The sequence below is a fragment of the Guptibacillus algicola genome (genome assembly GCF_020171805.1).
GTDB lineage: Bacteria > Bacillota > Bacilli > Bacillales > Guptibacillaceae > Guptibacillus > Guptibacillus algicola.
In genome coordinates this window covers 92,279-118,509 of record NZ_JAIVAF010000007.1, presented here as the reverse complement: position 1 = coordinate 118,509, position 26,231 = coordinate 92,279, and the positions used below count along the sequence as shown (strand labels likewise).

Here is a 26,231-nt window from a genome sequence, read left to right as displayed (position 1 = left end):
AACGATAATAGGTGATGAATGGTGACAATACTAATTAAAAATGCACGCGTTTACCCAATATGCGCCCCTATTCTTGAACAAGCAGATGTTCTTGTACAAGATGGTTTAATCAAAAAAGTGGCTCTTTCTATTGAGGAAGAGCCTGAAATGACAGTAGTTGACGGAAGTGGGTCTCATCTACTTCCTGGATTAATCGATGCACATACACATGTTGGCCTCTATGACGAAGGAACTGGTTGGGCAGGTAATGATGCGAATGAAACGGTAGAAGCGCTTACCCCACATGTTCGCGCATTAGATGGCGTAAACCCTCTTGACGTCGCGTTTAAGGACGCAATTTCATTCGGAGTGACAGCTGTACAAGTTATGCCTGGAAGCTCAAATATTATTGGTGGCACGACGACAGTATTGAAAACGTACGGCAAAAACGTTGAGAAGATGATTGTTCGGAAAACTGCTGGTCTTAAAGTAGCATTAGGAGAGAACCCTAAGAGAGTCCATAGTCAGTCTAATAATGAATCGATTACACGGATGGGAATTACGGGACTATTGAGAGAAGCGTTTTACAATGCCAGTAAATCTCAGCCTTCTGAGCATCCAAGAGTTGCTCCCATCATCGCAGCATTAAAGAGAGAGATTCCAGTTCGGATTCATGCTCATAGGGCCGATGATATTCTAACTGCATTGCGATTTGCGCGAGAATTTAATTTAGATGTAAGGATCGAGCACTGTACAGAAGGACACCTCATCGCAGATGAACTTAGTGGACAGAATCTACGTGTCACCGTTGGCCCATCGATGACAAGACGTTCAAAGATTGAACTAAAAAATAAAACATGGGCAACTTATGGGATACTAAATAACCATGGAATTGAAGTCTCCATTACAACAGATCACCCTTATGTCCCGATACAATATTTGAACATCTGTGCTGCACTAGCTGTGAGAGAAGGATTAAGTGAAGAAAAAGCTTTGGAAGGTATCACACTTAACCCTGCGAAAAGCTTGGGAGTTGACGATCGTATCGGAAGTATTGAGGAAGGAAAAGATGCAGATTTAGTCTTATGGTCACATCATCCCTTTCATTTCGAAGCACGTCCTCATTGGACGATGATAAATGGGAAAATTATTCATAAAAATTGATGAAAATTACAGTATCAATTTACAAACAAATCGAGTATGATACTTTTGAAGCTAAAATAAACTACTATATAAAACTTCATAATTAGATATGGGAAGGCAATTGGTGCGCCACCAGCAAAGTGACTGGTCCTAGTGGGTTCGATTCCCACCCCGAATAATAATTCAACATACTATTATTCGAGGGTGGGGTGAAATCTGCCCTCGACAGGAGGGAAACTCATGATTAAAAATCGTGACCTGTCGGAATGTCATGTTCTCTTTGACTTGATGGTTGACCCAGCTGTCTTCCCATTCGTACGTCATAAAGCAAATTCCTATGAAGAATATTTGTTTTTAACAAAACAAACAATCGAAGCCGAGGAACAAGGGGAACTCATTTCAAGAACAATTCTTGATGAATGGGGAACACCGATTGGAACTATTAATTTATTTGATATCCAAAACCAGGCAGGCTTTTTAGGCACCTGGATTGGAACGCCCTATCACGGAAAGGGTTATAACCAACTTGCTAAAGATGCGTTTTTTAGTGAGCTCTTTTTCGAAAAACAAATTCAAACGATTTTTCTTCGTATAAATAAAGCCAATGTGCGCTCTCAGAAAGCAGCTGAAAAAATCCCATACGTTGCCCTGGCAAACGACAAATGGCCGAATGTATTTCAACAGATCAATAGTGGAGAAAAATCCTACCACCTTTATGAGATTGAGCGCGATAATTATCTATTGCATACGATGCGCGATCGCACAGACACAATTGAAGTTCAGCTTGAAGCTTAGTTCCTTTTTAGGAACTTTTTTTGTTTTCCATTCTGTATAGATGTATACCTGATGGCAATGCTAGTACCATCCTATAGGAAATGAGTGATGAGCTTGGATAAGAAAAAAGGCAGAGAAAACAAAGAATCGAAAATGTCGCTTACAAAAACACAAGACGTATTGTTTGGAAGAGAATTTAAACGCGCAGATCGTGCTGGACAAAAACGATAATCCATGAATAATTAGATCGGTTTTAAACCATTATAATGAGTGGAGAAACCCTTCTCCAAACTTACTCACAGGAGCTGATTTCAAATGGCAAAACGTCCAAACAAAGCAGAAAACAAGCGTCAGGCTCAAAACAACCCAGCACAAGCTCAAAATCAAGATGCAGAATTCGCTAACGAATTTGCTGCTGACCAAAAAGCTGCTGAAAGAGCTAAACAAGCTAACCAACGCGAAAAAAGAGACCAGCAGTAATTGATAAAAGGGACCTCAACAGGTCCCTTTTTATCTTTTGTGGAAACATATTATCCACAGGTTGTTAACAATGTGCATAAATTTCAGGAAATGTCGTTGTGCTCAATAAAATTTATAAACAATTTACAATGTGGATTTCTTCACTCTCTACTGTGGATAATGTGTATAAACTTGTGTATAACGCGTGAAATAACCTTTTATCATGTGTATAACTCTGTGGAAAGTGTTGATTACTTTAATCAGACTTTCTAAACAAAATGAAAACGATTCCGCTATAAAAAGTGGAATCGCAACATCAGTATTATTTCTTCTTTTTATGAAAAACAGCTACAACCTCCACGTGAGCAGTCTGTGGAAACATATCTACCGGCTGTAGAGAGCTTATCTCATAACCCTTACGCTCGAGAAAATCAGCATTTTTAGCTAATGTGGATGGATTGCAAGAGACGTAAACAATTCGCTCTGGTTTTGCTTTTACCATTGTGGATAACAATCTATCGTCACAACCAGTGCGAGGTGGATCCACAATGATAACATCAGGTTTGAATCCATTCTTGATCCATGTCGGTACAAGGTCTTCTGCTTTTCCTACTTCGTATTTCATCTTACCTTCAAACCCATGTTTCTTTGCATTCTCTCTCGCATCAACAATGGATTCTTCAATTACGTCCATTCCTCTTACTTCTTTCGCATCGTTTACAAGCCATAATCCGATTGTGCCTACACCACAATAAGCATCGATTACATTCTCACGACCTGACAACTTCGCGGCTTTTTTCACTTCATCATATAACTTCACAGTCTGTATAGGATTTAATTGAAAAAAAGCTCGAGCTGACAGTTCAAAATTTAAATCACCGAGGGATTCTTGAATAACCTCTTCTCCATCAAGAAGGTTTGTTTCATCTCCAAATATAAGTGATGTCTTCTTACCATTGACGTTCTGCATAATCGAGATAACATCTGGGAGTCTCTTTTTTAATTCCTTAACTAATAGTGACTGTCTAGGTATTTTCTCTTCTGACGTTACGAGAACAAGCTGGATTTGTCCCGTTTCAAACCCTACTCTTGTAACTATTGTTCGGATGAGGCCTTTCTTTCCATTATAAATTGAAAGGTTGAGATCTTCTAAAACCTTAACGACCTGCTTTGTCACACGGTTTGTGTCAGGGTGTTGCACAAGACAGTTCGTTAACTCAACAAGTTCATGAGAGCCTGCTCCGTATAGTCCAGCAATCACTTTACCTTTTTGTTTCCTTACTTGAAGCTGACTTTTATTCCTGTAATCCCATGGGTCTTCCATCCCTATTACAGAATTGACAGTTAGCTTCTTATTATTTTTTGTATAGCGTTCGAATGCTTGAACCACTACATCCCTTTTCTCTTTCAATTGCCCTTTGTAACTTAAATGTTGAAGCTGACACCCACCACATTCTTCATATACTGGACAAGGAGGCGTAACCCGTTCAGGGGACTTTTTCCTTAAGCGTTTGACCCTTGCTTCTGCACGGTTTGGGAAAACGCGCGTAATTTCTGCAGTGATTTCTTCATTCGGCAAAGCTCCTGGCACAAAGACGACTGTACGTTTAAAGAATCCGACCCCTTCACCATTAATGCCTAATCTTTTTATTGTGAGAGGAACGGTTTGCCCTATAGCAAGTGCCGTCCCTTCTGTTTTATTCTTCAATCAAATCTCTCCTTATATCTAACCGCTCAAACTCTCCCACAAGTACATGGAAATATAACTCGAATACGGGGACCACCTTTCATTATACTCGTAAAGCTCTTCTTTTGAAGGTTTTGAAGATAGATCGAACAGTTTCTTCATGGCATTTTGCACCCCAACATCACCTGCAGGAAGGATGTCTTTTCTTCCTAGTCCAAATAAAAGAACGCATTCGATTGTCCATGGTCCTACACCTCTAAGAGGCAATAGTTCATCGTACACTTCCTGATTTGTGAGCTCGTTCAATTGCTGTAAATCAAGGTTCCCCTCATAAATTTTCTTTGCAATATCAATAATATACTCTGCTTTCCTATTACTAAATTGGAGCTCACGAAGTTCTTCTACACTAAGCTTATTTACGACATCTGGGGTAGGATAATACCATACGCCGTTTTTGTTTTCTCCATACTTGGTAACGAACCTATAAGTTAAGGTATATGCAAACTTCATATTTAACTGTTGATGAACGATATTTTTCATTAACGCACTATACGTATCAGGTTCACAAATAATAGGCATGCCAATATAGTTAGCAACAAAGTCTTGAAGTTCTGTGCCTTCAAAATGCTCCATGATCCCTTTAGTATCCATTTCCAAATCAAACATGTCTTTCACTTTTTGTATCGATGTGGGCTTATGTTCCTCTAATTCACCGCTTATGTGAAAAGAAGGATCATTTTCATCTCCATAAGCGTTTATGGTGATCACTTCTTTTGTATAATCGATTACTAAAGGAATTTTAATTTCTTTATCCGTTCTGTTAATCGCTTGCAGCGGATCCATACTCAGTCGACTGAACAAACGATCAATCGAGTAAGGCGCTTCTGGACGTACTACCTCTGACCACATGTAATTCCCCCAGTCTTTTGTTAGCTTTATTATCGCAAACTACAGGCGTCAATACCAGATATCATGACTAATCAAAAAAAGCTGCCATTTCTGGCAGCTCTACGGTGCTAATAAGTTTGGAAGTGTACGTTTAATAGTAATTTCATCGAGGCTTTTGAACGTATACCCTTCTTTTTTGAGGTCTTTTATAACTCGTTCTAATGCCTCTGCATTGTCTTTTGAAACAGAATGTAAAAGGAGAATCGCACCAGGGTGTACTTGCTTCATAATGGAATCATAAGCGTATTGACTACCCTTCTGATTGTTTGTCTCCCAGTCTTTATATGCAAGTGACCAGAAAACATTGATATAGCCTTCATCTTGAGATATGGCAAGAGACCTCTCACTAAACACACCACGTGGTGGTCTCAAATATAGCATCGTCTTATCTCCAGTGATGCGAGTATATTCTTCCTTCACGCGTTTTAATTCTTTCTTTACCCTCTCATCTGAAATCGCCGTCATGTCCGGATGATTCCAGGAATGATTTCCTACGATGTGTCCTTCCTTAACCATTCTTTTAATAAGGTCTGGCTGATCTTCTAAATAGTACCCTGTAACAAAAAATGCAGCAGGTACTTTTTCTTTCTTTAATACATCCAACACCTTAACGGTATAACCATTTTCGTAGCCATTATCAAATGTGACATAAAGTTCTTTCTTATCTGTATCTCCTATAAAATACCCACCGTATTTTTTAAGCATTTGCTCAAATTGTGGCTCTGTGGTTGCAGGAGCATGGTCTTTACTTCGTTTAAAGTACCAATCATGTGATTGATTATCGATAGCTTGTACATCTGTTGATACAAATACGGTAACAAGTGCTAAAATCATTGCAATATATTTCATTTTACCCTCCTTTTTGTGCGCTTTTCATTAGTTTGCTTGGTCAGAACGATTCTATTCCGTGTTCTTTCAAAAAAATAACCAGCATCGCTGCTGGTTATTTTTGTGTATTAAATTCGAAGCTCAAGTAGTCCTGTACCGGAATCCATGCGCCAATGCCTTGTTGTGTCACATTCCTGATTTCAATGCCTTTTTTACTTCCTTTTAGCACGAGGTAAACTTCTCCATACGTCACTTTTCCTTTTTCATTTACAGCTGGTACATAGCTTGAAAGGGTGCCGTAATGCAGTGGAGCTATGTTGTAGACATTGTTTTTTCTAGTACCTTTTCCAATAATCGTTTGGAATGCTAGCGATAACTTTGTTTTTTCCGAAGCCTTCATCATCATCATTTTCTTAACATCATCACTTGAAGGAATCGAAGCTGTTAATCCTCCACTAACGCTTTTTTCTTCTTCTTGACGATATGACATCTTCGCAGTGCCATTTCCACCTCTATTATCGTAGCGGTTAACGTTTGCTTGCTTATATTGCCAATTTACATTCGTTTCTTGAGATTCATACATCAACGGCCATTTACCAAGATAAATGCTTGCTCGATAGCCGATCGCAACTTTTGATGGAGAAATATGTGAATCATTCAAGATTTGGATGAGCTGTGGGTTTTCGATCTTAACGTCTGTCGAATCGATTAGTTCTCTGGTTAACTCACTAGGTTGAAGCGTCGGTTGATCTTGGGTTGGATTTGGATATGTGTTTTCTTTAGAGATATTCACTACCGAATCCGGTATTTGCATAGCCTGTTTTTTAGCGACTTGAGTTGCTTCCTTTGCCATCGTATTCATTGGAAGGATGACTGTCAGAAGAATAATCATAAGAGCTATTTTCTTCATTTCTAGATTCTCCTTTTGTCTGCATCTTTTTTCGAAAAGCAAAAGTACAGTAGACTCTTATAAGTATTTTTTTCAAGTTGGTGAGCTTTTATCCAACATCCCTTAAATCTTCTCTCTTTCAACTGATCGCCTAATGAAAAAAGCCACCGAGCAATGCTCAGCAGCTTAAAAAGTAGTTATTTCTCTATTGCCTCTTCTTGCTCAAATATTTCAATTTCTCTCCACTTACCATACTTATAATAAGTGATCGCAAAGATACTCGATAAGACAAAGCTGATTCCTATACCATAAGCAATCCCATTTGCACCAAGCCACTCTGATAATAAGTAGGTCAACGGTACTCGTAAAATCCAGAACGAAATGATATTCAGAATCAACACTTGTACCATCGCACCTGCTGCTTTTACAACACCATTCAATACAAAGTTAATTCCTAGAAACGGGTAAAAGAAAGCAATCGTCTTCAGGTATGTGGTTCCAAAGGCAATTGTTTCAGCATCATTGATAAATAAAGATACAAGTGATTCAGCACTAAAGAAGATGATAGCACTAATCGTAAACGAAACACTCAGTATAAGGATAATGCCATTCTTGGATATGGCAGAAACTCGTCCCCATTTACCAGAACCAATGTTTTGTCCCGCCATACTGTTAACCGCTGCGCCTAGCGTAAACGCTGGCAACATGATGACACGATCTAACCGCTGTGCGGCTCCAAAACCAGCTACGACCTGGGTACCGAAACTTGCAACGATTGCCATAATTGCAGTTACTCCTGCTGAGATCGTCATCATTTGCAAACCGGCCGGCACCCCTAGCTTCGTGATGCGTTTCGTTTCTTTTGCATCGGGCCAATGTGGCACTGTAAACGGCACTTTTGACTTCAAAACTGAGTAGGTAATGCCATATAGAAAAGCTGCACCTTGAGCGATAATCGTCGCATAAGCTGCACCTTCAATTCCCCAGTCAAAATAAGCAATAAACAAAGGATCTAATGCTGCGTTAAGAATAACTGCAGCTAATACGAAACGAATCGGCGTTTTACTATCCCCTAGTGCACGAAGAACCGTTCCAATAAAATTGTATCCAAATAAAAAAAGTATCCCTAGAAAATTAATTCGCAAATAAACTTTCGTGCTCTCAAATATATCATCCGGAGTTCCTAGAAATTTCAATATCGGATTTGTAAATATGAAGCCAATGATTCCAAACGTTATAGACAAGACGGTGAGTACTACAACAAAGGCATTCAATGATTCGATTAACCCCTCATCATCATTAGAACCCTTTCTCTGAGATAAAACGGTAAGTGTCGCACTGTTCACACCTATAATAAATGACAGGACGGTAAAAATAACTGGTGCTGCGAGAGAAATCGCTCCGAGTGCACCGGAACCAAGTAAGTTCCCAACCCAGAGACTGTCAATAAATTGATAGGATGTTTGAAGCATATTGGTTAAAAATATGGGAAGTGAGAAAAAAATCATCTGCTTGGTAATGCTTCCCTTAGTAAAATCATAGGTGTTATTCATTTTTATTACCTTCTTTGATTTGTAGTAAGTCTCTATATGGTATACCCATGCAGCGTGTTTGAAAAACAGAAAGGCACACTTTGCAAATAATGGCACATTATCTTGTTTTAGAATTGCTCAATAAAGGAAGATTAAGATTAGCGTCGATATTGAAAGGAGAATTATTATGTCAATGTCTCAAACTGAAGTAAAGAATAAAGTATTGGAGATTTTAGAGTCTGATTATGTAGGTACTCTCAGTACGATAAAGGATAATAAACCCCACTCACGCTTCATGACTTTTTTCCATGAAGATCTCACTTTGATGACGCCTACAAGCAGAGAAACTCATAAAGTTGAAGATATTAAAGAAAACCACAACGTCCATGTTCTACTCGGATATGATGGAAAAGGTTGGAACGATCGCTATATTGAAGTGCAAGGCACGGTTGAAATCGATGATTCAAAAGAAACGAAGGAGAAACTTTGGGGAGACATGTTAAGTAAGTGGTTCGAATCTCCTGAAGACCCTAACTACATCGTGCTGAAAATTACTCCTGAAACGATTCGATTAATGAACGAAGGGGAAAATACTCCCGAAACGCTAGAGCTATAGAAAGAAAAGTGACACCAGAGTCTGGTGTCACTTCTTAATTTCAAACGTCTCTTCAAGCTCGATACTCCCAATTACGGATTGAGCCATCGAACAATGTTTCTTTGTTAATTCAAGTGCTTTTTCTATTTTATGTTCATCCAAGTCACCTTCTAATGTGAAATGAAGATGAATCGCTTCTACTCGATTTGCTTCTTTTTCATTACGGGTAACATCAGCACTAATGTGGATGTCTTCGTACTTCATCCGCTTTTTATCTAAGATTTGACGAAGAACACCGCCACTACATACTGCAATTGAAGAGACTAAAAGTTGATATGGTCTGAAACCGGATTGCTCATCACCTGAAATATGTAGCGTGCCGTATTCGAAATTTGCTGTAAAACCTATCTCTTCCTTCTTCATATTGAATTCCATAATTCCACTCCCTTTTGCATTCAATATCTCTATTTTAAATCAGAGAACGCTGAAATGCGAATGGTGGTTCTTTTCAACCTTTTCCATTATAATGGCACTCATATGATTGTCGTTTTTTATGGAGCGTGAAGAAGTTGATGGAACAATATCGTTACCGTTTTATAACACTGATTACCATTGTTTTTATTTCTGGATATTCCCAAGGGATGCTCTTGCCGCTCTTATCAATTTTACTAGAAGAAGCTGGCGTTTCATCAAGCATGAACGGTCTTAATGCATCTGCTCTTTATATAGGAATATTATTCGCCTCACCTTTTATTGAGAAACCTGTAAGAAAGTATGGATACAAGCCAGCAATCTCTTGTGGTTTATTGTTAGTAGCCATTTCGATTGCACTCATTCCAATCTGGCAAGCTTTCTGGTTCTGGTTTATCCTACGCGTAATCGTGGGGATAGGAGATAATCTACTTCACTTTGCGACACAGCTATGGATCACAACAAGTACTCCTAAAGAAAAACGTGGTAGAAACATCGCGATTTACGGCTCTTCTTTCGGGCTAGGGTTTGCAGCTGGTCCTCTTTCAACAAGGATAGTAGATATATCGATCTACCTTCCATTTCTTATAGCGTCTGGACTTGCACTCCTAACCTGGGTACTACTAGTCAAAATACGTAACGAATATCCTGATTCCATTAATACTGGGTCAGAAAGAGTAATTATGAAGTACTGGAGTGTGCTGAAAATTGGTTGGGCAGCTTTGTTACCTTCATTCGGGTATGGTTTCCTAGAAGCATCGTTGCATGGGAATTTCCCAGTGTATGCACTTCGTATAGGAATGGATGTGAATGCTGTTTCAATCCTACTCCCTTCTTTCGTTGTCGGTAGCCTAATCTTTCAAATGCCGCTTGGAATACTAAGCGATAAGCTTGGTCGTAAAAGCGTACTCCTAGTAAGTATTTTATGTGGATGGATTTGCTTATCAGGAGCAATATTCACAACTTCACTACCGGTTCTCTTTGTATTGTTGTTTATTTCAGGGATGACAGTAGGATCACTGTTTTCTTTAAGTATTACGTACCTAGCTGACCTTCTTCCTACTGACCTATTGCCAACAGGAAATATCCTAGCAGGAATCTTCTTTGGGCTAGGTAGTATTCTCGGTCCATTTCTTGGTGGTGTATTTATTGATCTTTTTGAACAAGGTAGTATCTTTTACGTTATTAGTGGCATGCTAATCATCTTGTTCTTAGGAATTGCTTTCCATAACACGTCTGAACAACCTGAACCGCGTTATTCGACTAATTTATGAGTAAGCTGAAACTTTTCAAGCCACTTTAATACTATATAGAAAGCATCCTTATTGACTTATGATATGAATATACTATAATAATAATTGTGATTAACTAATAATTATTATAAATAAATTACAATAAAAGGAGTCGATACCTTATGAAACTACGCGAAGAAATGCCTGAACTCGAAGGTGCAAAGACTTGGTTTAATGGAGAAGTTTCTAAAAGTGATTTAGTAGGAGACAAGCCTCTTACACTTGTTCATTTCTGGTCAATCAGCTGCGGTCTTTGTAAAGAAGCAATGCCGATGGTAAACGAGTTCCGAGATGAATATAGCGAAGACCTAAACGTCATCGCCGTTCATATGCCTCGCTCAGAGAAAGACTTAGATTTAGATGAAATCAAACAAGTAGCTGATCAGCACGATATCACTCAGCCAATCTTTGTTGATAGTGATCATAAATTAACAGATGCGTTCGATAATCAATACGTACCTGCGTACTACGTATTTGATTCTGAAGGTAAACTTCGCCATTTCCAAGCTGGGGGCGAAGGACGTAAAATGCTAACGAAGCGAATCACTAAGCTTCTAGACAAAGCGAAAAAAGCAGAATAAATGAAGAAAGGCAGCTTCTATAAGCTGCCTTTTCATTTTCTCTTTACTTTTCTATATACCCATAAACAAACCCCATACACCCCATATCCAACAACAGCTCCAAGACCGTTTAACAAAATATCATCAATATCAAAAATACGCTGTGCAGCAAAATATTGAAGCAATTCGATCATCGTACTAATCGTGAAGCCGATCATTGCAATAACAAAAAGAGATCTGCATCTCCTATGAACAAGTGGCACCAAAAACCCAAGTGGCATAAATAGAAGAATATTGCCTATTATGTTCTTGAGGATCAACCAGTAGCTACCACTCTCCCACATTAACTTAATGCTATCAAATAGGACAAGATTGACGGATTTTCCGTATGGGTAGTAATTATAAATAAATAAAGTACTGTACACGAGAGCGAGCAGGTAAATAAAGAGCGCAATACTACTCCCTCTCCGCATCCATTTATTATCTGTTTGAATGTCTTCATTTTGAGTCTGCATGATTCCTTTATCTCTCCCTATCCTCCATATGCTTATGAGCGATCGTTATGCTATAGTATTCTATACAAACTAAGTTCATGTAACTAAATTGAGGTGGTAAGATGCCCGATAAACTAACCAGCACGGTGCTAAAGCTTTCTTCGGCACTAGATGACCAATCAATTCCCTATTTCTACATAGACCAAACAGCTCTATGGTTGCAAGGTGTTATGGAGGATTGTAATTCTATAACTGTTTCGATCCAGTGGGACGGCTTTGAGTCCGTTATTTCAACTTTCAATAACCATTATGGTCAAGCTAATCTCAAACATACTGATGATAAATCCATTGCAACATACAATATAGATGATTATCCAGTCAGTATTCAATGTGAATACAATACAGTGATTCGCACGAACCCATACTTAATTCACGTTCCAATAGAAAACCGCACCATTCCTAGTGTGTCTCTTTACCACTATCAACGTAACTCTGTATGGACACCCCTGGTTAATAACTTTTTAAGAAATTTGCAAGATAAAATAACACAACAGAATGAACAAGCTTGGAACCAGCAGAATTACGAAGCATTATTAAACAGACATGGCGCACCTAAAGACGTTGCAGACAAACTTCTTAGCAATCCTTCAGGAAAACTAAAGTCTCTCCTGCCTTATCTACCAGAGTTGAAAGAGAAACGCATCGCTAACCTGATGGGGTCCCACGGAATGAAAGCAACTGCTATGGGACTACTTGGTGCCGATGTAACTGTGATCGACTTTTCTTATGAGAACGAACGTTATGCAAAAGAGCTATCTCAGGCTGCATCTGTTGATCTAACCTATTATATTTCAGATATTTTAAATCTAGGGCCTGAACATCATAATCAATATGACATCGTTGTAATGGAATTAGGTATTCTCCACTACTTCCTAGATTTGCATCCACTGTTCCATATCGTAAATAAAATACTCAAACCTGGCGGCCACTTTATCCTTCAAGAATTTCACCCTATCTCTACAAAGCTCATCACCTCAAAAGGTAAAAAGCATAAAGTAGATGGGAATTATTTTGATCCAACGATTCAAAGAACGAATGTTGCATATTCAAAACACCTTACGAATGAAAAGGAGAATGCAAACGCGGTGCTCCAACGAAAGTGGACACTTGGAGAGGTATTGACTAGTCTAGCAGATGAAGAGCTCATCATAAAACAAGTTGTAGAAGAACCTAATATTAAGATGAACGATCGGGGTATCCCTAAGCTTTTCACTGTAAGAGCTGAGCGTTCAAACTAGAAAAAGCACCTTTAAAGGTGCTTTTTCTTTACCTTGCTCTTGTTACGAAACGAGTAATTCTAGTACTTCATCATCTCGTTTGTCAGCATAGTTTTTCCCAACTATTTCTGTTTCTTTGTTCATGAGCTTCGAAAGCTCTTCCGCTTCTTCTTTTTCACCAGCTACGTAAATCTTCTCCCAATCGCGATTTTTGGACTTTTTATCAAGCTTCGAAGCCATCGACTTATACCATCTTTCTCGATTCGCCTTAACTCGATCCTCGAATAGTTCACGTTGAGCGGTACTTCCGTTACCAGGTGTATTCTCGCTTCCTGTCGTACCTTCGTAAATTCTCCAATTGTCCTCATCTGGGTCCCATGCATATTCTTCACTCTTCGTAAGGAAACCAAGTTCCGTTTCAAGAATACGTACATAATCATAATGCACAAGAATGATTCCTGTGTTTGGATAATCCTTACTTAATTCTTCAAGCTGGTCGAGCTGTGGTTCTTCTTCCCAGTATAGGTTTGTTGTAACAGGCACCTGAGTGCGTTCAACGAACCAGATTTGATCATCTGAAGATGCAATAATCACTAGACCTCGATTTAAATCATGTTCGAGAGCGTCGATCTCTTCCTGTACTTTTTCTTTTACTTTATTGAAGTTTTCCTGCTCTTCTTTATTGCCACTTTCTTTTAAGTAGTCTTCAAAGTTTCGGAAACCATTCTTCAATTGAATTTTCCATTCGCCATGCTGACGATCTGGATCGCGACGGTCTGTATTTAAGTATAGAGTAAACACTTTATCTGGCTTTTGTACTTGTGCTCGTTTGATTTGATTCAATTTCTCTGTTAATAACATGTCGATGATCCTCCTTAACTTTTTGCTTACTTATAAAATGGATTCCCTGTTATTTGGCAGTTTTAAACATGAAAATATGTAACTGAATACATTCCTTTTGTATAGTAACTATGAATATCATGTGATAGAATAAAATTACTAAAAGATAATAATTATTCTAATCTAGTGAAAAGCATTCTCAATTGACAGTTACAAAAACGAACTTAATAGGCTAATATCTTCATGGTTATTTGCAAATAGGAGCATTTAGATAGATTGATTATGACTATCTTTCTCAATTAGAAAGTAATAAGGAGGCATGAAAATGCAACAAGTGAATGTCCAAACCGATACTTATCCGTCTCATACTTCTCTTTGGTGGGATACCATCAAACAACATAGTGAACTTATAGCAGCTTTATTTAGTGGTTGTATTATCGCCTTAACCTGGTTACTTGAAAGCGACATCTCTTCTTTCGCAGAAGCAGGTCTCTACATCACAGCTTTTGTCATTGGCGGGTTCGCTAAAGCGAAAGAAGGCATTGAAGATTCAATTGCCGATAAAGATGTTAATGTTGAATTGCTTATGATTATTGCCGCCATTGGAGCTGCTTCGATTGGGTACTGGACAGAAGGTGCCATTCTAATTTTCATATTCGCAATAAGTGGTGCGCTCGAAACATATACGCTAAACAAAAGTGAACGTGAACTACAATCTCTTATGGACATACAACCAGAAACAGCTACCATCATCGAAAATGGTGTGGAGAAAGTCATTCAAGCATCAGAACTAACAATCGATAGCACCATCTTGATTAAACCAGGGGAGCGTGTGCCAGCTGATGGTATGATCATCAAAGGACAAACGTCACTTGATCAATCAGCTATTACAGGTGAGTCTATCCCCGTCATTAAACGAATTGACGATGAAGTGTTCGCTGGAACACTAAATATATCTGGTCATTTAACAATTAAGATGACGAAAAGAAACGAAGATACTGTTTTCCAAAAAATAATTGCTCTCGTACAAGAAGCACAAGACCAAAAAGCCCCTTCGCAATTGTTCATTGAAAAAATAGAAGGTTGGTACGTAAAGATCGTACTTCTTATCGGCGCTCTTCTTATGATTCTCCCCCATTATTTAGTTGGTTGGTCATGGGAGGAAACAATTTACCGAGCTATGGTATTCCTTGTAGTAGCCTCACCATGTGCTCTTGTTGCAGCAATCATGCCCGCTACTCTCTCAGCGATCTCATTAGGAGCAAGGAATGGCATATTGTTTAAAGGGGGCGTCCACCTCGAACAACTTAGTTCCATTAAAGCCATTGCACTTGATAAAACAGGCACACTTACGGAAGGAAATCCCGTAGTCACTGATGTGATCACGAGAGAAGATATTGATGAAGATACTTTCATGAGAACTGTTGCTTCCATTGAAAGACAATCAACACATCCGCTCGCAAAAGCCATCGTTCAATCTGCAGGTAACTTTGCTTGGATTGAACCTGAAGATATGGAAGACCATTCAGGTTGGGGTGTTCAAGCGAGTGTTTCAGGAACACAGTGGAAAGTCGGTAAACGTGAATTCTTCTCAGAATCAGCCGGCTTCTCTTTGTTTGACCACCAATACAAAAAACTGCAACAAGAAGGTAAGACCCTTGTTGTTGCAGCTGATGAAAAAGGGATAGCTGGTATCATAGCCCTTAAGGATCAGGTACGTGCAGCCTCAATCAAAATGGTAAAAGATTTGCAGAAACAAGGTATTGAACCGATCATGATTACCGGAGACAGTGAAGAAACCGCAAAAGCGATCGCTGAAGAGGTGGGGATTGAGAAATACTATGCAAACTGTTTACCCGAAGATAAAGTCACACGCATCAAACAGCTCAAAGAAGAATATGGTTCTGTTGGCATGATAGGAGATGGCATTAATGATGCTCCAGCACTCGCTTCCTCTGATGTAGGAATCGCTATGGGCCAAGGAACGGATGTCGCACTTGATACAGCAGATGTTGTCCTTATGAAGAACGACCTAGCCAAATTGATTCGTGCCGTGAGCTTATCGAATCGATTAAACACAATCGTAAAACAAAACGTTGCTTTCTCCATTCTCGTCATACTCGTGTTGATCGCATCTAATTTCTTTCAATTTTTGACCCTCCCTCTCGGAGTTCTCGGCCATGAAGGTAGTACCATACTTGTTATACTCAATGGTTTACGCTTATTGAAATAAAGAGAACAGCAGCCCTAGAAAGGCTGCTGTTTTATGTTGGTTTATTCCTTCTGAAGTAATTGGATGTAGCATTTATTTCTCCTCCAACAACAATGACAAGGCCAGTTAAATAAAACCACAACATTAAAGCGATGACCCCACCTAAACTGCCATACGTTGCAGAGTAATTCCCAAAGTTATTTATGTAGTAAGAGAAGACAAAAGAAACGAGCTGCCATAAGACTGAAGCAGTAACCGATCCTATCATAACGTCTTTATAATGCAGCCGTTTATTAGGAGCGTAATAATAAATGAACATAAACACGATAATCATGATGGAAAGACTTAAAAACCACCGAATCAGCGTAAACATAAAACTAAAAGACTCTGGTATTGCAAAGAACCCAACGAAGAATCGCCAAAGCATTTCTCCAAATACCGGCAATAATAATGCCACGACTATAACGAAGATCATAGCGAGCGACAATAAGACAGAAAGCCCTCTTGCGAGAAGAAAATTCCTGCTTTCATCTACGTTATATGCTCGATTCAGGGACTTGATAATGGCATTGATTGCATTCGACGCCGACCAGATCGTCGCGATTATTCCGAACGAAAGCAATCCTTTCCGTGCACCATCTTCGAGAATAAGGTTCTCTTGAATCGTGACGAAAGATTCCGAGGGTGCGTACTGAGCAATTAATTCAAGGATTTGATCCTTCGAGAAATCGAAATGAGCCAGAAGGGTTATGGCGAAAATGAGGAAAGGAAAAAGAGACAACAAGAAATAGTACGCAAGCTGCGCAGCCAAATCTGTAACCTGATGTTCCTTTATCCTCAAGAAAAGCTGCTTACTAAAACTGAGTACTGATAAATTCACCATATACCCTCCTGAAGTTATCTAGTGCGTAATTTGGTCGTTATGGTCTTTCGTCAATTCTTCTCCCGCTTCAACTACCCTAGAACCTATTTCCTTAATGTCTTTCTGGGTTTCTTTAACGATGTTTAGAGCTTCGACTGAACTATCTTTTAATCCGCTGAATTTCTTTGAAAGTGTATTGATATCATCCTGTACCTCTTTCATGAGATCCCCAGCGTCTTCAACCGTTTGCTTAACCTTATTCGAATAATATGAAGGGTTATTCTTTACTTCTCGGAGCACCTCACCTGTGCGCTTTGATCCTTCTTTAATCGATTGTCTTGTTCCTCGATCCAAAAGAGAAATAAGGGCTCCTGCTAGACCACCGATTAGGACAGCTTTAAAAAGTTTATTTTCGTTCTTCGTCTGATATGTCTGATTCATTTAATATTACCTCCTTTAATTTCACAAAGTTGCGATTATTTTCCCTAAAATACGTACCATCAAACCTCACATACTAAACATGAATAGTGGTGTAGCGCTTAAGGATGCGGTCAACCGCACTTCCATAGCTTTCCCCAAATATCACAAGATGAACAAGAAGATAATACAGCTGATAGATCGGGAAGCGATCTTCGAACCCTTTATCCAATGGATACTCTTCTTCATATTGTTGATAAAAAGCCTCTGAATACCCTCCAAATAAATATGTAAAAGCGATGTCTACTTCCCTATCGCCATAATAAACTGCAGGGTCGATTAAGTATGGCTTCCCACCTTTACCATTCAACCAGTTTCCACCCCAGAGATCACCGTGCAATAACGACTTTTGTGGATTATGGTTAATGAGGGTATGGAGATTTTCTCTTAGCCTTGTCAAACGAGACTGCCTTTCTTTCGTTAACAAGCCTTTCTCCTTTGCTACACTCTGTAAGTAACCTAGTCGGAGGTCGCGATAAAATTCCACCCAATCATCTTTTTGGTCGTTACATTGTCGTAGTTCGCCTATAAAGTTAGAATGTGACAATCCAGCTTTTTCACTATGGCACGCGTGCATGTTTGCAACGACACTTCCAAGCTTATTGTCAGACTTCACACTGGTAGTTGGAGCAAGCCAATCCAATAGCAGGACGTTCTTACCTACTCCACCTTTATAATTGAAAAGAGGTTTAGGTACAGGGACACCGTTCTGTTCTAAAATTGTAAGACCATCCACTTCCGCCTGGAAAAAATCGCTCTCAGCGGTTGGGTTGAACTTCGCAAAATACTCTCTGTTCTTTGTTCTCACATAATACGTGTCATTGATGGAGCCTCCTGACACGGAGTCCCATCGTTTGATTTCACCTTCATCACCATATGCTTTTAGAGCAGCTTGAACAGGTTGTATCATAGACCGCTTTCTTCTCTAATGTGTTGAAATAAATTATCGCAACCCTTTTCGACCATCTCATAAACCTCATCAAAATTACCCGTGAAGTATGGATCAGGAACATCTTCGATTTCAAACTCTTCTACGTAATCCATCAGCCTTGAGATCGAACTCGTATTCGTGAGGCCTGCCAACTTGTGCAGTTCTCCTAAATTCCCCGCATCCATCGCCACAACATATTGAAAAGTGTCTAGGTCTTCCTTTTTCACTTGGCGTGCCTGCATCCCCTCAACACTAATCTTATTCTTAGAAAGTAGGTCGACAGTTCCCTCATGCGGTGGTTCACCGATATGCCAATCACCAGTGCCTGCAGAATCAACTTTTATCACATCAGAAAGACCTGCCTCTGCGACCTTATCTCGAAAGATCGCTTCAGCCATTGGGGATCTACAAATATTACCGAGACATACAAACAATACTCGAATCATGTTTATCCCTCCATCGTTTTAATATAAACAGTACGGTTTCGAGGTCCGTCAAATTCACAAAAGTATATTCCCTGCCACGTACCTAGAATCATTTTTCCATCTGCAATAAGTATCGTTTGAGAAGGACCGACCGTGCTTGTTTTTAAATGAGAAGCAGAGTTCCCTTCTGCATGCCTATACTTAGGATGTTCCCACGGGTACACTTCATCCAGTCTCATCAACATATCATGCTTCACGTCAGGATCTGCGTTTTCATTGATCGTTATGCCTGCAGTCGTATGTGCTGAATACACCACGACAAGTCCATCTCTAATACCTTCTTCTTCAATTGTTTTTCTAACAATTGACGTAATATCGATCATTTCATCTCGCTTTGTCGTTTTTACATTCGTTTTTTTGAGCATTTTTTATCCCTCCTGGATACTAATGGTGATCCCGATCGTACAAATACAAGTAAGGTATATCAAGAAACAAATAATGTGTTTCGTTGATAGGGTAAGAATAAGTCCTTATCAATTCATTGGTCTCGATATCACTGTACATATCAGAGAGATTCCCGATTCCTTCATGTTTCATTCGGATAATATTTTCCAGAAAATACGGCCGCCAACTCCAGTTATTACCAACGTACTCTGGTTGTAGTTCCCAGCTCCCATCATCATTACGATAATAATTTGACGAAACCTGATCACCATCTTCGTTGCAAATATAGCCTCTAAAGCAAGCGTCCTTCAAGGATCTTGAAGCTTGTGAAACGATATCATCCCAATCGTTCTGCTTAATCATTTTAATTTGTTTTTGCAGGTGGTCATTAAACCTTCTAGATAAGTGGTACAGCGCTAGCAGCCGATTTCGCTCATGGTTGATAAATTGATGAATTTCTTTAGAGAGTAGTGGCTTAAATTGAGCTCTGTCCAAAAATACCGGACCTGGCTCTTTAATGTAATTGCCTTGATAGTACCGACCACCATTTTCCCAAGCATATTTCATTTGCCCGTGACCATCGATTCCTTCAAACAATAAGGTAGCTCCAATTTTACGCCCTAACATTGATAATGCGTAAAGCACATCTCTGTACTCTTGGGGCATTCCTTTATCTTTAAGGCTATATAGATTCACTTTGATTAAATTGGGATTCAATATCGCGATCTTTTCAATATTGCTCATCTTATTTCCATAGTGACTAACCGCAATTTGTACACCAAGACTGCTATAGTACGTTAAGAGGTGCTGAAGCTTACCTAAATTATCCTCATCCACATCATATCCTGATACTTCCAACACAATTCGATTATAAGGAATTCCTAAATTAGCATATTCCTCTAATGACTGTGTAATTGTTTCTCCATGATCATAGAGCAAATGACTAGCATTACAGTTAAAAAACAAACATTCCCCCGTTCCATGACTCTTGTAATGTTCAATAGCTAAATTCCGTATATGAGTGTCTATTTCTAATATGTACTCCTCTGGAATAGTTGTATCTTCAAAGAAAAAACTAAGATCTTCAATTCCTTCTTCTGTTTGAATTCTTCCCAGTACTTCATATCCAATAATTTGTTTTTTATCTGCGCTAATAATCGGTTGAAAATGCGGAAAAGCTTTCTCTTTATTACCCATGACATCTAGTGCATCCAACGCTGATCCCCCTCTCACTTATAGATATAAATACTGTTATTATATCATGAATGTTTAGATTTTTTAGATACTATCCATCACCTGGTTCATCCCATGAGATCATTCACTTCACTGAAAAATCAAATGAATAAATGGTTAATTATTGGTTTTTATAAAGATGAGATTTATACTAGTACTAACAATCAGTTTAAAAGGTGATGATTTGAATGAAGACAAAACAAACGCGGGGCATACAAAATGAGAGCAAATAAAGAACAAATCAAACGTATGAAGAAAAACGAATTTATTAGGACTGCTATAGAATTTGTAGAGACCGGAGTCGTTATTACAGACCCAGAGCTACCTGACAACCCAATCATCTACACAAATAAAGGCTTTGAACAATTGAGCGGATATACTGCAGATGAGGTTGTCGGCTATAATTGCCGTTTTCTCCAGGGAGAAGATACCGACAAAGAAGTGTTAAAACAAGTTAGAGATGCGATCAAGAAGAAAGAGAAGCTTAAAGTAGAAGTGAAGAATTATCGAAAAAACGGGGAACCATTCTGGAATGAGCTTCAAATTTTCCCTGTTTATATGGAGAGTGAAAGCCAATCGTATTTCGTTGGAGTGCAACAGGACGTAACGAAGCGCCGAAATGCAGAAGATCGTTCTAATCATTACTTACAGCAAGTAAAAGATCTGTCTACTCCTATCGTACCTATAGACAGAGACGTTTCAATCGTTCCTCTTGTAGGTGAAATTGACGATGAGCGCCTGGAATTATTACATCATAATGTAAGTAGACACATCCAGAAAAGTGGAGACCAGTTTTTAATCTTAGATCTATCTGGTGTGAGTCACTTTACTAGTCAACTCCACAATGGCATTTACCAGCTTGATCAGCTTATCAAATTAATGGGAGCTACACTCATAATTTCTGGCGTTCGCCCAGAATTTGTTCTAGAAAGTGTTCGTTCGGATTTGACTCTGTCATCTATTCAAAGTTTTCCATCCGTAAAGCAAGCGTTGACCACAATTAAGTAAATGGAAAAAAAGCTTTCGAGATTGTCGTCTCGAAAGCTTTTTAGCAGAATCACTTCATACTTTCTTTAATCTTAGTATTTAATGATTGCGCATCCTGAATCGCTCGAACATCGTCCAGAATTTCTCCTGGTTTAACCGCTTGTCCGATGAGGTAGTCCAACATGTTCATTCCTAGAAAATCACATATGTATTGGAATTGCTGAATAAGGGGTAAGCCTTTTAACCTCGGATTATCACCACCGCAAGCTACTACATAAACTTCTTTGCCAGCTAATTTATTCTTCAAATCAAAGCGTTCATTACGCAATGCTTGAGAAAAGCGATCGACCGTATTTTTCATTACCCCTGACATCCCGTACCAGTAAATTGGTGTGGAGAAAACGATGATATCACTATTTATGATTTCTTCTATCAAGTTATCATGTTCATCATTTACAGGGGTGAAGCCACCTTCTGCATGCCGTTGATCATTAATAGGACGAATGCCTAATTCCCTTAAATAAACCTTTGCGTGTTCGATGTCATCTAACACATGACTAGTTAACATCTCCGTATTCCCATTGGGCCTTTGACTACCGTCTAGTACAAGTATTCTTTTCATACCATTCTCCTTTCTGTTGCACACCTTTATTTTAACGATTTTACTCTCTCTTTTACACTGTTTTGCTTACTTGAACAAGGAGGTGTCAATGTGGACCCTTATCTTACCTGGACAATAAATGAGACATTCTCTCTTTTCTCTAAACCCCATCTGCTTGTTTTGATCACACTATTCATTCTATTCGTGTTGGTCTACCTATTTAGAGAATATCTAAGAAAGCGACCGTATAATATAACCTTTCGCATTGTAGTCATACTCTTATTAGCCCTTTCTGAAGTAAGCTTTCACGTTTGGTTTATTTTTCACAGTGAATGGAGAATAGCGAACACGTTGCCATTGCAATTAAGTAGCATCTCACTTTTTCTTGCCGTAATCTTGTTAATTTCTAAAAATAAGTTTCTATTTGAAATTACCTTTTTCGTAGGTTGCAGTAGTGCACTTCTCGCAATGATTACTCCTGAGCTGTCCTATCCATTTCCGCATTATCGCTTCTTCCATTTCTTTATCGCTCACGGTGCGATCGTAGTCACAGCCTGGTTTATGATCGTAGTTGAAGGTTATTACCCTACGTACACGTCCATTTGGAAAGCGTTCGTTGTTCTAAACCTTTATACAACGTTAGTCTTTCTAATAAATGGTCTTCTCGATTCGAATTATATGTTTCTAATGGAAAAGCCTATGAGTGATACGATCTATACATATCTCGGGAATTGGCCATGGTATTTATTATCTTTAGAGGGGATTGCTATCACTTTATTCCACCTTCTATACCTTCCGTTTGTCTACATCAATCGGAATAAACGGCCGGTTTAATTCGAAGGAAAACAGGAAATTGGTTATATATCAGATATACGAAAGGATGATCATGATGAAACGATACCACCTTATCGTTAGCGGTCGCGTGCAAGGTGTTGGGTTCCGAGCTTTTACTCAGCAAAAAGCGCTTGAGTATAATATTAACGGTTACGTAAGAAATACAACGGATGGTTCGGTAGAAATTGAGGCACAGGGTGAAGAAGAACAAATCAACCAATTCATTTCATCGGTTAAGAAAGGAAGCCCATTTTCTTCTGTTGATGATGTAGATGCTAATGAAGAGGAAGTAAAACAGGAAGAAGGATCTTTTTCCATTCGTTATTGATGTTCATTCTACCTCTATTAATCTATACTATTAAAAGAGTGGAAAATTAATATGGCGGTGGAAACGAATTGGCTAAAACCTCGTTTTTTGAAAAGAATGAAACGGTAAGAGTTTTGAATAGTATTGGTGATAGTATCTTTATTTGTGACACGAGTTTTAATATAGCATGGTTTAATGAACAGGCTCGTGCTCTATTAGAATCGATCATCGATTATTTACCTGTCGATTCACCTTCCGATTTAATAGGAAAAAGCATTCATGATTTTCATAAGAATCCTATACATCAGACAACTATTTTGTTACATCAATTACCCTACCAGAGTACCATCACCTTGTTTGATAAGTTTGCTGCAAACATCGTTATTTCTGAATACAAAGATGAGCATGAAGAAAAACAAGGTTACATACTTGTTTGGAGAGATGTAACTGAAAAGCAAAAAGAAATGGATGAGAATAGAAAACTGATCGATGAGTATTCGAATGCGATCCTTCCAACTGTTCTTGATAATGCTATCTTAATCCCTTTGATTGGAACACTAACGGTTAGGCGCTCAGAAAAACTGATCGGTAACGTTCTTGACTACTGTGCAAAAACAAATACGGACTACGTATTGATCGACTTTTCAGGATTAACGAACCTCTCAGATCGATCTGCTAATACAGTTTTTGAAACGATGACAAAATCTCTTAAATTGATGGGGATTCATGTTGTATATGTTGGAATTACATCACGAATCGTAAAATGGATTATTGATCTTGACTTAGATTCCTCTGTACCTACTTTCGCAACGTTTAGACAAGGTATCCACGATGTGATGAAAAGTGAAGGGTTCATCCTTAAGAAAATCGACGATAAATAAAGAAGCTGAAGAGCACGCTCTTCAGCTTCTTTCTATTCCAACTTTTACATCTTATTACTTGAGAACTGTTGGAATACTGTATTTGTTTTGATCGGAAAAATCTCTTCACCCGCTACCGTGTTCAAAATTCGTTTATTTCTTTCAACGGATAGTGCAAGGTTCGTCGCACCTGCACCGTGGGAATGTTCGATATTTGTAAGTGTGAAGAAGTGATTCTCTCTCTGATCTTTAAAAATCAGTCGCTGATCTAAAGTAACTTTGTACCTCTTCTCATCTTCCCACTCGATTTCATCATACATTTTCGTAAACCATTCAGGAAAATAGGGCTTGTAACCAGTAGCCAACAATACTTTATCCGTTTCCACTGTGAATTCATGATCTTCTTGCCACTGCCTACATGCTAACTGATAGGTCTTTCCATCGTTCTCAATTCCGTTCACCTCTGTCATAGGTTGGATTGCAACATCAGGATAGCTTGCCTCAGATGATCGATGGTAAAGCAAATCATAGATAGCTTTCAACGTTTCTGGATCGATGCCTTTCCTTAATGGACCTAGAGTCGATAGAGCATCTTTGCGCTCCTCGAAAGAAAGACGATGGAAGTAAGAAACATAGTCTGGGGAAAAGACTTCCTGACCTAGCTTTGCCGATTCCAGCTGAAAGAAACCTGCTGATCTTGTAAACCAGTTCAGTTTGTAGTGATAGTGTTTCTGATCCATAAGTAAATCATAGAAAAGTTCAGCTGCGCTTTGACCTGAGCCAATAACAGATACAGAACCAGCTTGCTTTAGCTGCTTCTCATGGTAAAGGTAATGGTTTGTATGCAGCACATCTTCTATCGGATACTGATCAAACCCATCAGGTATATTCGGAATACTTCCGGTCCCTAATACAACATGTTTCGTTTTGACAGTCTGACGATCAGATGTTTTCGTATCTTCAACAACCACTTCATAGTATTGCTTTTCTTTATGGTAAGTTACATCGATGACTCTAGTTCCGAATTGGCAATTCGAAAGGTTCGATGCAACCCATCGTGTATATTCATTATATTCTTTTCTCGGGATATCAAGTTTATTAAAGAAGTAAAATTGATAAAGTCTATCGTTCTCGTGCAAAAAATTAATAAATGTATAAGGACTTTTGGGATTCGCAATTGTAACAAGGTCAGCAAGAAATGGCACTTGCAAATCTGCCCCTTCGATCAACATACCTGGATGCCAATTAAATTCTTCTTTTTGATCAAAATAGATAGCCTCCATATCCAACTCTTCTGCAAGAGCGGCCATACCTAAATTAAATGGTCCAATCCCTATTCCAACTAAGTCATACGTTCGTGCATTATCCAATATCGTCACGTCCTTTTTCTCCACTTAAACACTTCCATATCTTGTTTTACCCTAATCATGATCATTTTAAATCTATGAACTTTGTTTCCTCTTACTAAGGTATACTCTGCTACAATGAAACAGAGGAAAAATATAGGAGGTATAAGATGACGATAGATTTATTGGACTTTTATTTATCTGAAAGTGAAAAACCCTTCTCAGGTTGGGATTTCTCTTATATTACAGATACCGGACGTATTCATACTGAGCTTCTGCCATGGTGCTACACTTCAGAAATCCTCCCCTTATTTAAGAGTGCGAGAAGTTTACTCGACATGGGGACAGGTGGCGGCGAATTCTTAGAGAAGCTTCAACCCTTTCCAGAACAACTTGCTGCTACAGAAGGATATCCGCCTAACGTTCCAATCTAAGGAACGATTAGAACCACTCGGCGTGACTGTCCATTCCTTTGAGGATGACCATAGCCTTCCCTTCTCAGATGATCAGTTTGACTTTATCATGAATAAACATGAGTCTTACTCACCGCCCGAACTAAAAAGAATCCTAACTGAAGATGGACAGTTCATAACTCAACAGGTTGGAGGAACTGACATGCTTGAGCTCAACCGACTTCTTGGCGCATCCCTTGAAACTGAATTTAAACATTGGAATCTCGATTATGCGGTAAAAGAATTAGAAGAAGCCGGGTTCCATGTGACCTTTAAGAAGGAAGCACATCCAACTACGCGCTTCTATGATATTGGTGCACTCGTCTATTACCTCAAAGCGATTCCGTGGCAAATCCCAGATTTCTCAATAGAACGCTATCATGACGCTCTTCATACCCTTCATCGTAAGATAAGTGTCGAGGGGTATCTCGATATTCCTTCTCATCGATTCATCATCAAAGCGAAAGTCTAAAAAAAGAACCCGCTAGTTGC

At 38.9% G+C, this 26,231-nt stretch carries 29 protein-coding genes and 1 pseudogene; 14 read left to right on the top strand and 16 right to left on the bottom strand.

Going from position 1 to position 26,231, the window contains the following annotated elements; genetic code table 11:
* Positions 1–18: 18 nt before the first annotated feature.
* The 4 genes from LCM09_RS18940 to LCM09_RS18925 all read left to right on the top strand — a co-directional run bounded on the left by LCM09_RS18940 (position 19) and on the right by LCM09_RS18925 (position 2,376).
* Positions 19–1,143 carry an amidohydrolase gene (locus LCM09_RS18940; protein ID WP_224885064.1) on the top strand — a complete coding sequence of 375 codons (1,125 nt, stop codon included), beginning with the start codon at positions 19–21 and terminating at the stop codon, positions 1,141–1,143.
* Between the two features lie 219 nt (positions 1,144–1,362).
* Entirely contained in the window at positions 1,363–1,917 is a 555-nt protein-coding gene (locus LCM09_RS18935) for a GNAT family N-acetyltransferase (RefSeq protein ID WP_224885062.1), read from the top strand.
* 87 nt (positions 1,918–2,004) lie between these two features.
* Positions 2,005–2,127, top strand: a complete 123-nt coding sequence (locus LCM09_RS18930) for a YfhE family protein (protein WP_404800868.1) — start codon at positions 2,005–2,007, stop codon at positions 2,125–2,127.
* An 84-nt stretch (positions 2,128–2,211) separates the two neighbouring features.
* Positions 2,212–2,376 carry a hypothetical protein gene (locus LCM09_RS18925; protein WP_224885058.1) on the top strand — a complete coding sequence of 55 codons (165 nt, stop codon included), beginning with the start codon at positions 2,212–2,214 and terminating at the stop codon, positions 2,374–2,376.
* A 301-nt stretch (positions 2,377–2,677) separates the two neighbouring features.
* On the opposite strand, the gene rlmD is transcribed toward LCM09_RS18925, so the two are convergent.
* From rlmD to LCM09_RS18900, 5 genes are all read right to left on the bottom strand, one after another.
* The gene (gene rlmD / locus LCM09_RS18920) at positions 2,678–4,063 is read right to left on the bottom strand and encodes a 23S rRNA (uracil(1939)-C(5))-methyltransferase RlmD (protein WP_224885056.1); all 1,386 of its coding nucleotides are present in this window, start codon (positions 4,061–4,063) and stop codon (positions 2,678–2,680) included.
* An 18-nt stretch (positions 4,064–4,081) separates the two neighbouring features.
* Positions 4,082–4,951: a DNA-3-methyladenine glycosylase family protein gene (locus LCM09_RS18915; protein ID WP_224885054.1), complete on the bottom strand. Its 870-nt coding sequence runs from the start codon at positions 4,949–4,951 to the stop codon at positions 4,082–4,084.
* 99 nt (positions 4,952–5,050) lie between these two features.
* Entirely contained in the window at positions 5,051–5,839 is a 789-nt protein-coding gene (gene pdaA, locus LCM09_RS18910; RefSeq protein ID WP_224885052.1) for a delta-lactam-biosynthetic de-N-acetylase, read from the bottom strand.
* Positions 5,840–5,933: 94 nt separating this feature from the next.
* On the bottom strand, positions 5,934–6,728 hold the full coding sequence (locus LCM09_RS18905; RefSeq protein ID WP_224885049.1) for a YfkD famly protein: 795 nt from the start codon (positions 6,726–6,728) through the stop codon (positions 5,934–5,936).
* 176 nt (positions 6,729–6,904) lie between these two features.
* The gene (locus LCM09_RS18900) at positions 6,905–8,260 is read right to left on the bottom strand and encodes an MATE family efflux transporter (protein WP_224885047.1); all 1,356 of its coding nucleotides are present in this window, start codon (positions 8,258–8,260) and stop codon (positions 6,905–6,907) included.
* 172 nt (positions 8,261–8,432) lie between these two features.
* Here LCM09_RS18900 and LCM09_RS18895 point away from each other — a divergent pair, with 172 nt between their 5' ends.
* Positions 8,433–8,855, top strand: a complete 423-nt coding sequence (locus LCM09_RS18895) for a pyridoxamine 5'-phosphate oxidase family protein (RefSeq protein ID WP_224885153.1) — start codon at positions 8,433–8,435, stop codon at positions 8,853–8,855.
* 27 nt (positions 8,856–8,882) lie between these two features.
* Here LCM09_RS18895 and LCM09_RS18890 read toward each other — a convergent pair whose 3' ends face one another.
* Complete coding sequence (locus tag LCM09_RS18890; protein ID WP_224885045.1) at positions 8,883–9,269, bottom strand: OsmC family protein; 387 nt, start codon at positions 9,267–9,269, stop codon at positions 8,883–8,885.
* 125 nt (positions 9,270–9,394) lie between these two features.
* On the opposite strand from LCM09_RS18890, the gene LCM09_RS18885 reads away from it, so the two are divergent.
* Positions 9,395–10,579 carry an MFS transporter gene (locus LCM09_RS18885; protein ID WP_318246537.1) on the top strand — a complete coding sequence of 395 codons (1,185 nt, stop codon included), beginning with the start codon at positions 9,395–9,397 and terminating at the stop codon, positions 10,577–10,579.
* Positions 10,580–10,719: 140 nt separating this feature from the next.
* Positions 10,720–11,178, top strand: a complete 459-nt coding sequence (locus LCM09_RS18880; RefSeq protein ID WP_224885043.1) for a TlpA disulfide reductase family protein — start codon at positions 10,720–10,722, stop codon at positions 11,176–11,178.
* A gap of 32 nt (positions 11,179–11,210) precedes the next feature.
* On the opposite strand, the gene LCM09_RS18875 is transcribed toward LCM09_RS18880, so the two are convergent.
* Positions 11,211–11,672, bottom strand: coding sequence for a VanZ family protein (locus LCM09_RS18875; protein ID WP_224885041.1), 462 nt, complete (start codon positions 11,670–11,672; stop codon positions 11,211–11,213).
* A 101-nt stretch (positions 11,673–11,773) separates the two neighbouring features.
* Here LCM09_RS18875 and LCM09_RS18870 point away from each other — a divergent pair, with 101 nt between their 5' ends.
* Positions 11,774–12,949, top strand: a complete 1,176-nt coding sequence (locus LCM09_RS18870) for a class I SAM-dependent methyltransferase (RefSeq protein ID WP_224885039.1) — start codon at positions 11,774–11,776, stop codon at positions 12,947–12,949.
* 42 nt (positions 12,950–12,991) lie between these two features.
* Here LCM09_RS18870 and LCM09_RS18865 read toward each other — a convergent pair whose 3' ends face one another.
* The gene (locus tag LCM09_RS18865) at positions 12,992–13,789 is read right to left on the bottom strand and encodes a VLRF1 family aeRF1-type release factor (protein ID WP_224885037.1); all 798 of its coding nucleotides are present in this window, start codon (positions 13,787–13,789) and stop codon (positions 12,992–12,994) included.
* Between the two features lie 298 nt (positions 13,790–14,087).
* Here LCM09_RS18865 and LCM09_RS18860 point away from each other — a divergent pair, with 298 nt between their 5' ends.
* A complete protein-coding gene (locus tag LCM09_RS18860) occupies positions 14,088–16,001 on the top strand; it encodes a heavy metal translocating P-type ATPase (RefSeq protein ID WP_404800866.1) in 1,914 nt (637 codons plus the stop codon).
* Positions 16,002–16,032: 31 nt separating this feature from the next.
* Here the strand turns inward: LCM09_RS18860 and LCM09_RS18855 are convergent, their stop codons facing one another.
* The 6 genes from LCM09_RS18855 to LCM09_RS18830 all read right to left on the bottom strand — a co-directional run bounded on the left by LCM09_RS18855 (position 16,033) and on the right by LCM09_RS18830 (position 20,334).
* Positions 16,033–16,863: a YihY/virulence factor BrkB family protein gene (locus LCM09_RS18855; protein ID WP_224885034.1), complete on the bottom strand. Its 831-nt coding sequence runs from the start codon at positions 16,861–16,863 to the stop codon at positions 16,033–16,035.
* Between the two features lie 18 nt (positions 16,864–16,881).
* Positions 16,882–17,283, bottom strand: coding sequence for a YtxH domain-containing protein (locus LCM09_RS18850; protein ID WP_224885032.1), 402 nt, complete (start codon positions 17,281–17,283; stop codon positions 16,882–16,884).
* Between the two features lie 73 nt (positions 17,284–17,356).
* Entirely contained in the window at positions 17,357–18,229 is an 873-nt protein-coding gene (locus tag LCM09_RS18845; RefSeq protein ID WP_224885030.1) for a fructosamine kinase family protein, read from the bottom strand.
* A complete protein-coding gene (locus tag LCM09_RS18840; protein ID WP_224885028.1) occupies positions 18,226–18,696 on the bottom strand; it encodes a low molecular weight protein-tyrosine-phosphatase in 471 nt (156 codons plus the stop codon). The genes LCM09_RS18845 and LCM09_RS18840 overlap by 4 nt, the downstream gene beginning before the upstream one ends.
* A 2-nt stretch (positions 18,697–18,698) precedes the next feature.
* Complete coding sequence (locus tag LCM09_RS18835; RefSeq protein ID WP_224885026.1) at positions 18,699–19,100, bottom strand: secondary thiamine-phosphate synthase enzyme YjbQ; 402 nt, start codon at positions 19,098–19,100, stop codon at positions 18,699–18,701.
* 19 nt (positions 19,101–19,119) lie between these two features.
* Positions 19,120–20,334: an EAL domain-containing protein gene (locus LCM09_RS18830; protein ID WP_224885024.1), complete on the bottom strand. Its 1,215-nt coding sequence runs from the start codon at positions 20,332–20,334 to the stop codon at positions 19,120–19,122.
* Between the two features lie 237 nt (positions 20,335–20,571).
* Between LCM09_RS18830 and ytvA the strand changes: the two genes are divergently transcribed.
* Complete coding sequence (ytvA, locus tag LCM09_RS18825; protein ID WP_224885022.1) at positions 20,572–21,360, top strand: YtvA family blue-light photoreceptor; 789 nt, start codon at positions 20,572–20,574, stop codon at positions 21,358–21,360.
* Positions 21,361–21,409: 49 nt separating this feature from the next.
* Here the strand turns inward: ytvA and LCM09_RS18820 are convergent, their stop codons facing one another.
* A complete protein-coding gene (locus LCM09_RS18820) occupies positions 21,410–21,961 on the bottom strand; it encodes a flavodoxin family protein (RefSeq protein ID WP_224885020.1) in 552 nt (183 codons plus the stop codon).
* A 90-nt stretch (positions 21,962–22,051) separates the two neighbouring features.
* Here LCM09_RS18820 and LCM09_RS18815 point away from each other — a divergent pair, with 90 nt between their 5' ends.
* The 3 genes from LCM09_RS18815 (at position 22,052) to LCM09_RS18805 (ending at position 23,962) form a co-directional block, all read left to right on the top strand.
* Positions 22,052–22,774: a YwaF family protein gene (locus tag LCM09_RS18815; RefSeq protein ID WP_224885018.1), complete on the top strand. Its 723-nt coding sequence runs from the start codon at positions 22,052–22,054 to the stop codon at positions 22,772–22,774.
* 55 nt (positions 22,775–22,829) lie between these two features.
* Complete coding sequence (locus LCM09_RS18810) at positions 22,830–23,102, top strand: acylphosphatase (RefSeq protein WP_224885149.1); 273 nt, start codon at positions 22,830–22,832, stop codon at positions 23,100–23,102.
* A 68-nt stretch (positions 23,103–23,170) separates the two neighbouring features.
* Entirely contained in the window at positions 23,171–23,962 is a 792-nt protein-coding gene (locus LCM09_RS18805) for an STAS domain-containing protein (RefSeq protein WP_224885016.1), read from the top strand.
* 44 nt (positions 23,963–24,006) lie between these two features.
* On the opposite strand, the gene LCM09_RS18800 is transcribed toward LCM09_RS18805, so the two are convergent.
* Complete coding sequence (locus tag LCM09_RS18800) at positions 24,007–25,320, bottom strand: lysine N(6)-hydroxylase/L-ornithine N(5)-oxygenase family protein (protein ID WP_318246536.1); 1,314 nt, start codon at positions 25,318–25,320, stop codon at positions 24,007–24,009.
* 137 nt (positions 25,321–25,457) lie between these two features.
* Between LCM09_RS18800 and LCM09_RS18795 the strand changes: the two are divergent.
* A pseudogene (locus tag LCM09_RS18795) lies at positions 25,458–26,211 on the top strand (class I SAM-dependent methyltransferase).
* The last annotated feature ends 20 nt before the right edge of the window (positions 26,212–26,231 follow it).

Excerpts from the sequence above, each read along its gene's own strand:
- LCM09_RS18930 (WP_404800868.1), top strand. The coding sequence starts at position 2,005 with ATGAGCTTGGATAAGAAAAAAGGCAGAGAAAACAAAGAATCGAAAATG.
- LCM09_RS18835 (WP_224885026.1), bottom strand. The coding sequence starts at position 19,100 with ATGCTCAAAAAAACGAATGTAAAAACGACAAAGCGAGATGAAATGATC.
- LCM09_RS18820 (WP_224885020.1), bottom strand. The coding sequence starts at position 21,961 with ATGAAAAGAATACTTGTACTAGACGGTAGTCAAAGGCCCAATGGGAAT.
- LCM09_RS18810 (WP_224885149.1), top strand. The coding sequence starts at position 22,830 with ATGAAACGATACCACCTTATCGTTAGCGGTCGCGTGCAAGGTGTTGGG.
- LCM09_RS18865 (WP_224885037.1), bottom strand. The coding sequence starts at position 13,789 with ATGTTATTAACAGAGAAATTGAATCAAATCAAACGAGCACAAGTACAA.
- LCM09_RS18905 (WP_224885049.1), bottom strand. The coding sequence starts at position 6,728 with ATGAAGAAAATAGCTCTTATGATTATTCTTCTGACAGTCATCCTTCCA.
- LCM09_RS18915 (WP_224885054.1), bottom strand. The coding sequence starts at position 4,951 with ATGTGGTCAGAGGTAGTACGTCCAGAAGCGCCTTACTCGATTGATCGT.
- LCM09_RS18935 (WP_224885062.1), top strand. The coding sequence starts at position 1,363 with ATGATTAAAAATCGTGACCTGTCGGAATGTCATGTTCTCTTTGACTTG.
- LCM09_RS18860 (WP_404800866.1), top strand. The coding sequence starts at position 14,088 with ATGAAAATGCAACAAGTGAATGTCCAAACCGATACTTATCCGTCTCAT.
- ytvA (WP_224885022.1), top strand. The coding sequence starts at position 20,572 with ATGAGAGCAAATAAAGAACAAATCAAACGTATGAAGAAAAACGAATTT.
- LCM09_RS18925 (WP_224885058.1), top strand. The coding sequence starts at position 2,212 with ATGGCAAAACGTCCAAACAAAGCAGAAAACAAGCGTCAGGCTCAAAAC.
- LCM09_RS18880 (WP_224885043.1), top strand. The coding sequence starts at position 10,720 with ATGAAACTACGCGAAGAAATGCCTGAACTCGAAGGTGCAAAGACTTGG.
- LCM09_RS18940 (WP_224885064.1), top strand. The coding sequence starts at position 19 with ATGGTGACAATACTAATTAAAAATGCACGCGTTTACCCAATATGCGCC.
- LCM09_RS18870 (WP_224885039.1), top strand. The coding sequence starts at position 11,774 with ATGCCCGATAAACTAACCAGCACGGTGCTAAAGCTTTCTTCGGCACTA.
- LCM09_RS18875 (WP_224885041.1), bottom strand. The coding sequence starts at position 11,672 with ATGCAGACTCAAAATGAAGACATTCAAACAGATAATAAATGGATGCGG.
- LCM09_RS18855 (WP_224885034.1), bottom strand. The coding sequence starts at position 16,863 with ATGGTGAATTTATCAGTACTCAGTTTTAGTAAGCAGCTTTTCTTGAGG.
- LCM09_RS18840 (WP_224885028.1), bottom strand. The coding sequence starts at position 18,696 with ATGATTCGAGTATTGTTTGTATGTCTCGGTAATATTTGTAGATCCCCA.
- LCM09_RS18895 (WP_224885153.1), top strand. The coding sequence starts at position 8,433 with ATGTCTCAAACTGAAGTAAAGAATAAAGTATTGGAGATTTTAGAGTCT.
- pdaA (WP_224885052.1), bottom strand. The coding sequence starts at position 5,839 with ATGAAATATATTGCAATGATTTTAGCACTTGTTACCGTATTTGTATCA.
- LCM09_RS18900 (WP_224885047.1), bottom strand. The coding sequence starts at position 8,260 with ATGAATAACACCTATGATTTTACTAAGGGAAGCATTACCAAGCAGATG.
- LCM09_RS18890 (WP_224885045.1), bottom strand. The coding sequence starts at position 9,269 with ATGGAATTCAATATGAAGAAGGAAGAGATAGGTTTTACAGCAAATTTC.
- LCM09_RS18850 (WP_224885032.1), bottom strand. The coding sequence starts at position 17,283 with ATGAATCAGACATATCAGACGAAGAACGAAAATAAACTTTTTAAAGCT.
- LCM09_RS18845 (WP_224885030.1), bottom strand. The coding sequence starts at position 18,229 with ATGATACAACCTGTTCAAGCTGCTCTAAAAGCATATGGTGATGAAGGT.